We start from the raw sequence: 12,348 nt of genomic DNA on the forward strand, positions 1-12,348 counted from the left end.
CTTTCACCGTAATTATTGAGGAAAAGTGCTTCCTTTGAGCACATCGACGACTTCCTCAAGCTTCATCCCCCGTGAAGCCTTGACCAGCACCACATCATTTCCATGCAGCACCGAGACCAAGCTCTCAATAAGCTCGCTTTTATCATGATATGCAAAAATAGTGTCATGTTTCATCGTTTCCGCTGCGCCCTCTGCGATTTTATCGGAAAGCTTGCCGTATGTAAACAGCAAATCCACTTTATCCGGATGGAGGCAGCGTCCGACTTGCAGATGGTACTCCCCTTCCTCGGGTCCCAGCTCTAGCATATCGCCAAGCACGGCTATCTTTTTCCGGTAACCCTGCTTCTTCTCCAGCACGCCGATGGCAGCCTTCACCGAGGTAGGGCTTGCATTATAGGCATCATTTAAAATGGTGATTCCACTAGACCCGATAACTGTCTCGATCCGCATTCCGGTAAATTCTGCCTGCTTCAGCCCTGCGGCAATCTCTTGCTCAGCCACGCCGTAATGGCGCGCAATCGATATGGCAGCCAGCGCATTGACGACATTATGCTCACCGGGCAGATTCAATTCGAACACTTGCTTATCCGGGGCAGGATCCTGACTGGAGGTAAAAGCCGTCTTGCTCTCCGAGTACTGAATCATGGTCGGATAAACGTCATTCCCGTCCTTCAAGCCGAAGGTCAGCGTCTTTAACTCCTCCGGTTTCAGGGTATCCGTCTCCTCCAGCACCTCATGCAGGAGCGGCTCGTCGCCATTAAAGACCAGCAGCCCGCCAGGCTTCATGCCTGACAGGATTTCCAGCTTGGCGCGCGCGATTTCCTTTCTGGATCCGAGCTGAAGCAAATGGGATTCACCGATATTGGTAATCAGCGCTGTTTCCGGCTCAGCCAGATTGGAGAGCAGCTCGATTTCGCGCCTTCCGCTCATTCCCATCTCCAGCACGGCAATTTCCGTCGATTCAGGCATCGACAGCAATGTCAGCGGAAGACCAATGTGATTGTTGAAATTTCCACTTGTCTTATGCACATGAAAGGTGGTTGCCAATAAAGCAAAGACCAAATCCTTGGTCGTCGTCTTGCCGTTACTGCCGGTTATGCCGATCACCCGGGTCCCGCATTGATTCAAATAGCTCTTGGCCAATTGCTGCAAGGCGAGAAGTGTGTCCTCGACCAATACCGCCGGACCGGGAGCCTCTCCTTTGTCCTTCGCCCACAGTACGGCAGCAGCGCCCGCCGCAAGGCAGTCAGCGGCAAATGCATGTCCGTCAAACCGCTCGCCGGCAAGCGGAACAAACAGGCAGCCAGGCTGGATTTTACGGGAGTCCGTCACAATGCCTTCGATTCTGATGCTTCCGGCAGACGGGGCAGTAACCGCTCCGCCGCTCATGGCTGCAATCTGAGATAATGTCCGAATAATCACTTGTCTATACCCCTTATCGCTTCTTTCGCTACCAGCCGATCATCAAAATCATGAACCTCTTTACCGATAATCTGATAGGTTTCATGGCCTTTGCCCGCAATTAAGACCACATCGGAAGGCCCCGCCATCTCAACCGCCTTCCGAATTGCTTCCCGGCGGTCCGCGATCAATTCATAACGCTCAGGGGACACTTGATCTTCCTTCAGTCCCTGCTCGATATCTTGCAGGATCAGCAGCGGATCCTCTGTCCGCGGGTTGTCGGAGGTGACCATCATATGTCCGGACAACCGGGCCGCAATTTTCCCCATGATCGGACGCTTCGTCCGGTCGCGGTCTCCGCCGCAGCCAAATACGGTAATCACCTTTCCTTCCGCAAATTCATTGACCGTGTTCAGAACGTTTTCCAGGCCATCCGGTGTATGCGCGTAATCAACGATAACCGCAAAAGGCTGGCCTGCATCGACGGCTTCAACCCGTCCTTCCACTCCCTCAACGGCCTCCAGGCTGCGCTTGATCTCAGCTAATGGAATATCCTCCAGAAGGGTAGCGGAGATGGCTGCCAATGCGTTGTACACATTGAATTTACCAACCATACGAAGCTGGATATCACAGCTGCCGCGGAAGGTGTCGACATGGAACGACGTCCCCTTAGCCGTAATCTTGATCTGTGAAGCGCGAACATCCGCAGCTTGCTCCACACCATAAGTAATCGTCTCAACCGCCGTTAGCTTGGCAAAGTAAGCTGAAGCCGGATCATCCGCATTCAGCACTGCATAACTCCGCTCGTCCGCTTCGCCGCCCAGCGTATTGCCAAGCCTTGCAAAAAGCAGCCCTTTAGCGCCCCTGTATTCTTCCATCGATTTATGATAGTCCAAATGGTCCTGGGTGAGATTGGTAAACACAGCCGTACGGAACTTCGTTCCTTTGACCCGGCCCTGATCCAGTGCGTGAGAAGAAACCTCCATCACGCAATAGTCGGTATCTGCATCCTTCATTTCACGCAAGTATTGCTGTAAATCAAGAGATTCCGGGGTCGTGCCCGACATAGCAAAGATCTGTCCGCCGTAGCGGCGCTGAATCGTCCCGATCAAGCCAGCATTCCGACCCTGATCCTGAAGAATGCGTTCAATCAGATAGGTGGTCGTCGTCTTTCCGTTCGTTCCGGTGACCCCGATTACCTTCATGCCGGAGCTGGGGTGACTGAAGAAGACATTCCCAAACACAGCCATCGCCAATCTGCTGTCCTTTACCTTTAATTGCGGCAAGGGGCAATCCTCCAGCCAGCGCTGAACTACCAGTGCAGCCGCCCCGGCCTCCTTAGCCTTACCCGCATAATCATGCCCGTCAACCGTATGGCCAGGCAAGCAGATGAACAGGTCGCCTTGTGTAACCTTGCGGGAATCGACCGCAACCCCGTTCAGTTCTGTATTTTCATTGCCTCTGATCTCAGAAGCCACCATATAAGTCGATAAATCCTTTAGCAGCATACATACCCCTCCGTCTGTTACTTCGAATCGCCACTACATATATTATCACCAAAAATCATGAAGTTCAGGAATTTTATTCACTTTCCATGTCATCATGATTATGCATGCTCTCGGCATCCGCTTCAGTCCCCATATAAATCCTAATCGTAGAGCCTTTCTCCACCCGGGTTCCAGCCTTTGGAGCCTGATTAATCACAATCGTTCCTGCTCCGGACCTCGCCAGGTTAAAGTTCATATTCATATTCTCATAGATTTCCTGCGTGGAATGTCCGATCAGGTCCGGTACCGTAACAATCGGGATTTCCCCGTATTTATACTTTTTGGTCACTTGCTCCTCCCGTGGAGGAATCTCCATATATTCCAGCGCATCCTTCAGAATATTGCGCACGATCGGAGCCGCTACGACCCCTCCAAACTGGATGCCTTGCGGATTGTCTACAGCGGTATAGACCACGATCTGCGGATCATCCGCCGGTGCAAAGCCGATGAAGGATACGATATGTTCATTTTGCGAATAGCGTCCATTGATAACCTTCTGCGCCGTCCCTGTCTTGCCGCCGACTCGATAGCCGTCGATAAAGGCATTGCCGCCGGTACCATTTGCAACCACGCTCTCCAGCGCTTCACGCACCTGACGGGACGTCTCCTCGGAAATAACCTGTCTCACAAGTCGAGGCTCATTCTCGGACACGACTTCTCCGGTTTCCGGATTCGTCCAAGACTTTGCGACAAAGGGCTGATACAGATTGCCCCCGTTAATAGCCGCGGACACGGCTGTAATCTGCTGGATGGGTGTCACAGACACCCCCTGTCCGAAGGAGGTCGTTGCCAGCTCCACCGGCCCGACATTGGCCAGCTTGAACAGAATCCCGTTCTCCTCGCCCCCCAGGTCAATCCCGGTCTTCGTTCCGAAGCCAAAGTCCTTGATATACTGGAACAGTGTCTCCTTGCCCAATCGCTGCCCCAAGGCCACAAACCCCGGGTTGCAGGAGTTCTCGACGACCTGCAGGAAGGTCTGGCTGCCATGCCCGCCCCGCTTCCAGCAGCGCAGGGTGGCTCCGCCTACCTTTGCATAGCCTGGGTCGAAGAACCGCTCATGAAGCAGGTCCACCTTCTTCTCCTCAAGCGCTGCCGCCAGTGTAATAATCTTGAAGGTGGAACCAGGCTCATAGGTCATCCAGATAGGTAAGTTCCTGTTGTAGACCTCGGCATCCACCTCTTGATAAGAAGCCGGGTCATAGCCAGGTCTTGCCGCCATAGCCAGGATTTCACCCGTTTTCGGGTTCATGGCGATCGATAGTGCCGAATTTGCCTGCAATCGCTCCATGGCCTGGTCCAGCTCGCGCTCCACAATGCTTTGGATCGATTTATCGATGGTCAGTGTCAAACTGAGCCCGTCCTTCGGCTCATTGTACTTCTCAGAGGATCCCGGCATTAACCGCCCCCCTGCATCCGACAGATAGGAGACGCTCCCGTTCTTCCCGCTGAGCTCACTATCATACTTGCTCTCGACACCTGTCAGTCCTTGATTGTACCCCCCCGTAAATCCAAGAATATGGGCCGCAAGGCCGCCATAGGGGTAGAATCTTTTATTGTCCTCAGCAACAACAATACCCGGAAGAGCCAAATCACGAATTTGCTGCGCTTTATCCATCGTAATTTTGCGTCCGCCGGGTTGCAGCCTGACTATAGATTGTTTCTTCGTTACCGCTTGGAGCACATCGCTTTCGTTCATGCCAAGCAGCGGCGCCAGCAGCTTCGCCGTCTTATCCTTCTCCTTCACTTGAACGGGAATGACCATGACCGTAGGTGTTGTAATGTTGTAAGCCAGCACCTCCCCGTTGCGGTCGCTGATCTCGCCGCGCTTAGCCGAGTAAGGGATATTTCTTCTCCAGGAGTCCTCCGCTTTGGCGGACAGCTCTTCTCCTTCGCCAAGCTGCACATAAGCAAGCCGGATGACTAAGGCTGCAAATAATACACACAGCAGCATCAATAATATGAACAGTCTTCGTCTGACCGTCACTTTCGAAATTCTCATTGTACTAGCCCCCTGTTCCTTCCAGACTCATCACAAGGATATTCAGGACAAACAGGGGATAGAACAAGCTATGGAGAATCGGAAGCGGTGTCCTCACCTTCTTCCTCTTCGGGATCAGGATCCGGGCTGTTCGGCGGGCTCAGGACCAGATGAACGGTTCTCTTGCCGTCGATCTCCCTTACCTCTTGAGATACAACGTAGCCCTCACCCTCGATCGTAACAGCAATCCCCATCACTGAGAGAAGCTCCAACGCTTCCCGCAAGGATTGGCCGGTAAGCACAGGTATACTTAGCTGCTGCTGGTCTTCAGTCAGAAGATACATTGGTTGTCCTTGCTTAAGTGCGCTCCCGGCTTTCGGGAATTGAGAAACCAGGGATTGGCCATGGCCCAGTGTAGCGTAAGAAATCCCTTTACTCTTCAAGGTATCCTTCGCATTCTGCAGGGACATCCCCGTCAAATCAGGTGTCTTAACGCTGCTAGACTGCGTTCTCTGGCTTCCTGTCTCCGTCCTGTGAGCCTTGTCCTTGGGCACGCCCAAATACTGAAGCGTCTGGCTTGCAATCTTCTGGAATACCGGAGCAGCCGCAGCCCCGCCGCCAAGCTCGGAGTTCTTCGGCTCGTCAATCAGAACTATAATGGCGACCTTAGGATCATCCACCGGCGCATAACCGATAAATGATACTACTTGCTTGGTATAGTCATATACCCCTTTTACCGGCTTAACTGCTGTTCCTGTCTTACCGGCCACACGATAGCCATCAATATAGGCATGCCGACCGGTCCCGATCTTCTGGTCCGATACGACCTGCTCCAGATAGCTTCCGACTTCCTCCGCTTTTTCAGAAGTAAGCACTTGCCGGATTTCCTTGACCGAGGTTTTCACCGTTTCACCAGTCTGCGGATCGTTAATCGATTTGACGATATGAGGCTCCAGCAGCTTTCCCCCGTTGGCTACGGCAGAAATGGCTGCCAATTGTTGCAGCGGGGTTACGAGCAATTGCCCGTGTCCGTAGGCCATCGCCGCAAAGTCGGCCTGCTGGACCGGTGTAACTTGCCCCTTCGCTTCTCCCGGCAGCTCGATCCCCGTCTTACTGCCGAAGCCGAAATTATCAACATATTGCTTCAATCGCTCCGGACCAAGCATCTCATATCCCAGCTTGACAAAGGCAACGTTACTCGAACGCTTAACCCCTTCCAGGTAGCTGATTTCTCCCCAGCCGGCACGCTTGAGGTCGTGGATGGTCTGACCTGGAACACGAATACTGCCTGATTTGTAAGTGGCATCCGGATTGAACAGCCCTTCCTGGACCGCCCCCGCCAAAGTAACGATTTTGAAGGTGGATCCGGGTTCATAGACGGATTTGATCGCATGATTATAGAAATTTTTCTGTTCTACATCCTCCCAGTACGAGTTGGGATTATAATCAGGGAGGTTGGCCATCGCAAGAATCTCCATTGTATTCGGATCCGCTACAATAGTCGTCATACTAATCGGCTGCAGATCGGCAAAAGCCTCTTCCATCGCTTCCTGAACATAATACTGGATCGTATAGTCGATGGTCAGCTGGATGTTTTTTCCGTCCTTCTCCGGCGTATAGATTTCACTGGCCTTCGGAATTTCAATTCCCCGGCCGTCCCTCTTGTACTCTATGGAACCGTTCTGCCCTTTTAGCTCCTCGTCAAAATAAGCCTCCAGTCCGGAGACAGCCTCCCCTTCCCGGCTCAAATATCCAAGCACATGTGACGCCAGATTGTTCTCCGGATAATAGCGCTTCTGCTCCTTGATCAGATAGATTCCGGAGTCCTCCAGTTTATGTTCTTCCTTCAGTTGCTCGCTGAATGCGGCAACCTGATCGCGAAGCTCCTGATCGATCTTCCAGCCTTCATTGCGCACCTCGCGCTGGGAATAATATTCGCCATCCTTCTTCGTGGCCGACACAAGCTGCTCCAATTCGGCCTTGTCCTTGCCAAGCAGCTCGTGAAGTCCATTCACCACGTCATCCTGAATGCCGAACTGCTGGATGAGCTTGGGATTGATGGCTACTGTATAAGCCGGGGCATCCACGGCAAGCACGTTCCCGTTGCGGTCCGTTATCGTTCCCCGTGAAGCAGGCAGGATCTTCTTTGTGGACCATTGCTGTTCCGCATGCTCCTGCCAGAAGTCAGCCTGAACCACTTGCAGCATAAACACTCTTATCATGATTAAAGCAAAAAAGAGGGTAATACATCCCCCTATCAGCAGTGTGCGCAGCCGTATTCTTTTAAGCATCATAACAACCCCTTTTGGAATCAGAATTATTTACGGGCTGTCGTCATATCCTCCGAAGTGCCCCCTGCATCCGAAGTAGCCGGCACTTCAATCTGAAACATATCCATGTCCGGCTTCACATAGCCAAGCTTGGCAGCCTCGGAAGGGATGGACTCCTCAAGTCGTTCCTTTTGAACGGTTAGCTCTTTCACTTCCAGCGTCATGGTCTGAATTTCCGAATTCAGATTGTACAGCTGCCGCTTGATATTGTACAGATTCGCATTTTGCCACAGCAAACCAGCCATGACCGCCACACAAAAAATAACCGTCATGATATAGAGAAGCTTCTCGCGAACGGGCAGCGATGTACGACGGGTAACCACCTTGGTAGTCTCACGATAACGCGGAGATTGATAACTGCGCTCGGCAGTGCGTTCCTTAACCGCCAAGTTTCCTCTTGTATAAGCCATGTTATTTTCCCTCCGCTCTCGTCTCAAGTTTTTCTGCAACACGCAGCTTTGCCGAACGCGCTCTCGCATTCATGTCCAATTCTTCAGGCGAAGCCACAATGGGCTTCCGGTTAATCAACTTCAATTGCCCCTGTCCCCCGCATACACACATCGGGAAATCAGGCGGGCAAGTACATTTCTCAACATAACTCGCCAGGATTTGCTTGCAAATCCGATCTTCAAGTGAATGGAAGGTGATTACCGAAACCCGGCCCCCCGGCGCCAAACAGCGGACTGCCGCATGCAGGCCCTCCTCCAGCGCGCCAAGCTCATCATTAACGGCGATTCTAAGCGCCTGAAAGCTTCGCTTTGCCGGATGTCCTCCGGTTCTTCTTGCTGCTGCCGGAATTCCTTCCTTGATCAGCTCCACAAGCTGTCCGGTGGTCTCGATCGGGGTGTTCGCTCTTGCTTCGCCAATAACGGAAGCGATCCGTCTAGCGAATTTCTCCTCCCCATATTGGAACAATATCCGGGAAATTTCGCGTTCCGGCCATTCATTAACAATCTCACGGGCCGTCAATGCTGCGGATTGGTCCATTCTCATGTCCAGCGGCGCATCCGCATTGTAGCTGAATCCGCGTTCGCCTTCATCAAATTGAGGAGAAGACACGCCGATATCGAACAAGAATCCGTCAACCTGGGGAACCCCGTTCACTTGCGGTACTCCGTCTACTTCTCTTAGCTTCTGTTCAATATATCTGAAATTGCTCTTCACGAGCGTCAGACGTGGATCATCGGGAGCAAGATTTCTTCTTGCATTATCCAGCGCCCAGTCGTCCTGATCAAACGCAATCAGTCTGCCGCCTTCTCCCAGCCGGGACAAAATGACCGAGCTATGCCCGCCGCCTCCTAATGTACAATCGACATAAATGCCATCCGGCCTGATGCGCAGCCCTTCTGTTGCTTCCTTTTTAAGCACCGTGATGTGATGGAACAAGACTTACGCCTCCAGACGTTAAAAACCTATACTTCGAAATCAAAAGTTGACTTATTGAACAACCTCTTACAATTCAAAATTAAAATCCACCAGCTTCTCAGCGATCTCGTTAAAGGTATCCTCGGACTGCTGGAAGTACTGCTGCCATGTTTCCAGGCTCCAGATTTCAACCCGATTCGACACGCCGAGAACAACACAATCCTTCTCCAGCTTGGCGTACTGCCTAAGAGTTCCGGGTAAATTTACCCTTCCCTGTTTATCCCATCCGCATTCGGTGGCCCCGGAGAAAAAGAACCGGGTGAACGCACGCGCATCGGACTTCATTAATGGGAGCGCCTTGAGCTTCTGCTCCATCACTTCCCATTCTGCTTGCGGGTAGACGAACAAGCATTGATCCAAGCCGCGGGTGACGACAAAAGAGGTCCCGAGGAGATCACGAAACTTAGCCGGGATGATAATCCGGCCTTTCTCATCAATGCTATGTTGGAATTCCCCCATAAACATTGTTGTGTCTCACTCCTTACCCCAATTCCCCACTTTGCACCACTTTCCACCACTTGAATAGTAATTATTCGTCATGGGAGCGTAAATTCCTGCTCAAATTCAAACTTTTTTTTGAAGGAAATTTTATACAGGTCGTAAGTGCCTTCTTCTGAACTCCGAAAAACTAAAAAAAGAGCCGAAGGATAGTCACCCTCGGCTCCTTACTATTCAAATCGTTTCCTTGCTAGCTTAGTGTTCCTGCCAGCTGTCCAGATAGCTGATCTGCTCGGAAGTCAGCGAGTCAATGCTCAGGCCCAGACTCTCCAGCTTGAAGCGCGCCACCTGTTCATCCAGCTCATACGGCACATTTACAACTGTTTTTCCAATCTGCTTGTATCTATCATTGACATATTTCAGGGACAGAGCTTGCAGCGCAAAGGTCATATCCATAATCTCGGCAGGATGTCCATCGCCTGCTGCCAGATTTACAAGACGTCCTTCAGCTAGAATGTAGACTTTACGGCCGTCCTTCAGCTGATATTCTTCGATATTGCGGCGAACCGTACGAATGCTGCTTGAGCGTTCCGCCAGCTCCGGTTTATTCACTTCCACATCGAAATGGCCGGCATTGGACAGGATTGCTCCATCCTTCATGACATCATAATGCTCACCGCGTATGACGTCACGATTCCCGGTTACGGTGACGAAGAAGTCGCCAAGCTTGGCTGCTTCCATCATCGGCATCACGCGGAATCCATCCATATAAGCTTCCACTGCTTTAATTGCATCCACCTCGGTGACGATGACGTTGGCGCCAAGTCCTTTTGCCCGCATCGCAACCCCTTTGCCGCACCAGCCGTAGCCTACAACGACAACTGTCTTCCCTGCAACAACAAGGTTTGTTGTCCGGTTGATCCCGTCCCAGACCGATTGACCTGTACCATAACGGTTATCGAACAAATATTTGCAATAAGCATCGTTAACAGCAACCATTGGAAATTGCAGTTTGCCTTCCTTATCCATTGCCTTCAGCCGCAAGATTCCCGTCGTTGTCTCCTCTGCGCCTCCGCGGATATTTTCCAGCAAATCCTGCCGTTCTGAATGCAGAATCGTTACAAGATCGCCGCCATCATCGATGATGAGGTCGGGCTTTATTTCCAATGCACGGATGAGCAATTGTTTGTATTCGGCTGGCTCCGGATTGTACTTCGCAAATACCGTAATGCCATCCTCGACAAGGGCTGCGCATACATCATCCTGCGTAGACAGCGGGTTGCTTCCTGTAATCGTAACCTCTGCCCCGCCGGCCTGTACTACTTTAGCCAAATAGGCCGTTTTGGCCTCCAGATGCAAAGAAATCGTTACCTTAAGCCCCTTGAAAGGCTGCTCGGCTTCAAATTGCTTGCGGATCCGTCCCAAAACAGGCATGTGAGCCTCTACCCAATCAATCTTCAAATGCCCTTCCGGGGCAAGCTTCATATCCGTAACAATACTATTCCTAACCGCTTCCTGACTCATCCTGAATCCTCCTACAAATAAAGTATCCGATGCGTTCCCGTTACATCATAAGGAATTCCTGCAAGCTCGTCAATCCAGCTCCATCCATATCGATTTAAATAATAAAACGCATTATATGTCCGCTCTTGCAACCTGCCCATCGGAATGACGGATTGCTCGATACGTTCGAAATGTCTGATTCCGGAATCGTTGCTCTTTGCCAAAGCATCCATCGACTTATTGCGGAGATATTCGATTTGTTCAATAATTTTGTCCCGATTAGCTCCGCCCAGCTTGATCAAGCCCGCTTGCACTGTTCCCAGTTGCTCGATCAACGGATTGTACATGGCCTCAAAGGAAGACTTAATCTCCGCAAATCGTTCCTCCAAATGGAGATGATCCTGTTCCTTCAGCCAGGCCTCACGCTTATCCGAAAGTGAATCCTTATTATTCACATCGTTCCACTCCAGCCCGTACTTCTCCATATTCCTTTGAACTGCCCCGTCGATCATGGTGAAGGATTCCCGGGGAACTAAAACAGGCATCTGGATGCCGAACGCCTGGAAGGCTTTGCCCGTCAACGCCCAATATGCAATCTCTCCAGCACCAAGTACCGTTCCCAAGACCGGCAGCACCGAGTCCTGCATTAACGGACGGGTCAATACATTATTGCTGAACCGTTCGGGATGCGCATGAAGCTCGGCAAGCAATTCATCAGCCGAAAAAGAGCAGGTCCCCTTCCTGTCGGTAAAGACACCCTTCTGCTTGAAGAGTAGCTTCCGTTCCCCTTCATGAACATAGAACAAATTGGCCCCGCCTTCATGAACGTCTGCTTGAAGGGAGAATCCCCCGGCTGCAAGCTCCTTCCCCGCACTAAGGTAAGCCTGTTCCAACTCGTCGTTTTGCTTGATCATTCGTTCGAATACGGGAACTTCCAGCTTTCGCAGATGCGGGTCAGCAGAATCCATCACAATCAGCCCGAATCGGCCAAACAGTGTCCCGATCAGCTTGGCAAAGCATTCTGTCAATGTGCCCGACTGGGAAGCAAGAGTGCGGTATGCATCCAGCAGCCCCGATTTGAATTCTGTATTCTGAAGCAGGTTATCCAATTCATCGGCAATTTGCCCCCAATCCTCCTGCATCACTTTCACCTGGCTGACAGGGGTTCGCTGCTCTGACCTTTTTGCGATCCGAATTCGTTTGATCTGCTGGTCAGCGGATAACAGATAAGTATGATCCACCTCATCCCAGTCATGATCCTCTCCTGCAATCCAGAAGACAGGGACAACGGGATGGGAGAGCTTTTCTTGTGCTTCTTTCGCCGCTTTAATAATCGATAAAGCCTTATAAATTACAAATAACGGTCCCGTCAATAAACCGCTCTGCTGTCCCCCGACGATTACAGCTGTGCCTTCTTGCTCCAGCAGGTCAATGGATGCCATCACTGCTTCATGCGGATTATGTTCTCTATTAAAATCCTTAAGTACTTGAGTCAGCTTGATGCGGTCGAGGCGTCTACCATCGCTCTGCTTAAGCCAATCTATTCTTCTCGCCCATTCTTCCCGGCGGGTCAAATCATACTCATAGAAATGCTCAACCTTACTATAATGGTGTATCATTGCCTCTGCCAGCGGCTGTGATGAAGGCAACGGTTGTTGTTCGATATTCATGGGGCTCATAATCCTCCTGTAGTTACTAAACTATCTCTCAATATAGCACAAGTGGC

General features: G+C 51.4%; 9 protein-coding genes. All 9 read right to left on the reverse strand.

What is annotated here, in order from left to right; genetic code table 11:
• Positions 1-12: 12 nt before the first annotated feature.
• Positions 13-1,422: a UDP-N-acetylmuramoyl-tripeptide--D-alanyl-D-alanine ligase gene (locus TX85_RS11755; protein ID WP_392391820.1), complete on the reverse strand. Its 1,410-nt coding sequence runs from the start codon at positions 1,420-1,422 to the stop codon at positions 13-15.
• The gene (locus TX85_RS11760) at positions 1,419-2,909 is read right to left on the reverse strand and encodes a UDP-N-acetylmuramoyl-L-alanyl-D-glutamate--2,6-diaminopimelate ligase (RefSeq protein ID WP_044479282.1); all 1,491 of its coding nucleotides are present in this window, start codon (positions 2,907-2,909) and stop codon (positions 1,419-1,421) included. The genes TX85_RS11755 and TX85_RS11760 overlap by 4 nt, the downstream gene beginning before the upstream one ends.
• A 73-nt stretch (positions 2,910-2,982) precedes the next feature.
• Entirely contained in the window at positions 2,983-4,947 is a 1,965-nt protein-coding gene (locus TX85_RS11765) for a stage V sporulation protein D (protein WP_044479283.1), read from the reverse strand.
• Between the two features lie 68 nt (positions 4,948-5,015).
• On the reverse strand, positions 5,016-7,217 hold the full coding sequence (locus tag TX85_RS11770) for a penicillin-binding transpeptidase domain-containing protein (protein WP_044479284.1): 2,202 nt from the start codon (positions 7,215-7,217) through the stop codon (positions 5,016-5,018).
• 26 nt (positions 7,218-7,243) lie between these two features.
• Entirely contained in the window at positions 7,244-7,666 is a 423-nt protein-coding gene (locus TX85_RS11775) for a hypothetical protein (RefSeq protein WP_044479285.1), read from the reverse strand.
• A 1-nt stretch (position 7,667) separates the two neighbouring features.
• The gene (gene rsmH, locus TX85_RS11780) at positions 7,668-8,642 is read right to left on the reverse strand and encodes a 16S rRNA (cytosine(1402)-N(4))-methyltransferase RsmH (RefSeq protein ID WP_044479286.1); all 975 of its coding nucleotides are present in this window, start codon (positions 8,640-8,642) and stop codon (positions 7,668-7,670) included.
• Between the two features lie 66 nt (positions 8,643-8,708).
• The gene (mraZ, locus tag TX85_RS11785; RefSeq protein WP_044479287.1) at positions 8,709-9,146 is read right to left on the reverse strand and encodes a division/cell wall cluster transcriptional repressor MraZ; all 438 of its coding nucleotides are present in this window, start codon (positions 9,144-9,146) and stop codon (positions 8,709-8,711) included.
• A 228-nt stretch (positions 9,147-9,374) separates the two neighbouring features.
• The gene (locus tag TX85_RS11790; protein ID WP_044479288.1) at positions 9,375-10,643 is read right to left on the reverse strand and encodes an adenosylhomocysteinase; all 1,269 of its coding nucleotides are present in this window, start codon (positions 10,641-10,643) and stop codon (positions 9,375-9,377) included.
• Between the two features lie 11 nt (positions 10,644-10,654).
• On the reverse strand, positions 10,655-12,292 hold the full coding sequence (gene bshC, locus TX85_RS11795) for a bacillithiol biosynthesis cysteine-adding enzyme BshC (RefSeq protein ID WP_044479289.1): 1,638 nt from the start codon (positions 12,290-12,292) through the stop codon (positions 10,655-10,657).
• Positions 12,293-12,348 lie beyond the last annotated feature (56 nt).

It is taken from the genome of Paenibacillus antibioticophila, assembly GCF_000455265.1.
GTDB classification, from domain to species: domain Bacteria; phylum Bacillota; class Bacilli; order Paenibacillales; family Paenibacillaceae; genus Fontibacillus; species Fontibacillus antibioticophila.

Coding starts and splice junctions, on each gene's coding strand:
- TX85_RS11790 (WP_044479288.1), bottom strand. CDS start 10,643: ATGAGTCAGGAAGCGGTTAGGAATAGTATTGTTACGGATATGAAGCTT.
- TX85_RS11775 (WP_044479285.1), bottom strand. CDS start 7,666: ATGGCTTATACAAGAGGAAACTTGGCGGTTAAGGAACGCACTGCCGAG.
- mraZ (WP_044479287.1), bottom strand. CDS start 9,146: ATGTTTATGGGGGAATTCCAACATAGCATTGATGAGAAAGGCCGGATT.
- bshC (WP_044479289.1), bottom strand. CDS start 12,292: ATGAATATCGAACAACAACCGTTGCCTTCATCACAGCCGCTGGCAGAG.
- TX85_RS11770 (WP_044479284.1), bottom strand. CDS start 7,217: ATGCTTAAAAGAATACGGCTGCGCACACTGCTGATAGGGGGATGTATT.
- TX85_RS11760 (WP_044479282.1), bottom strand. CDS start 2,909: ATGCTGCTAAAGGATTTATCGACTTATATGGTGGCTTCTGAGATCAGA.
- TX85_RS11765 (WP_044479283.1), bottom strand. CDS start 4,947: ATGAGAATTTCGAAAGTGACGGTCAGACGAAGACTGTTCATATTATTG.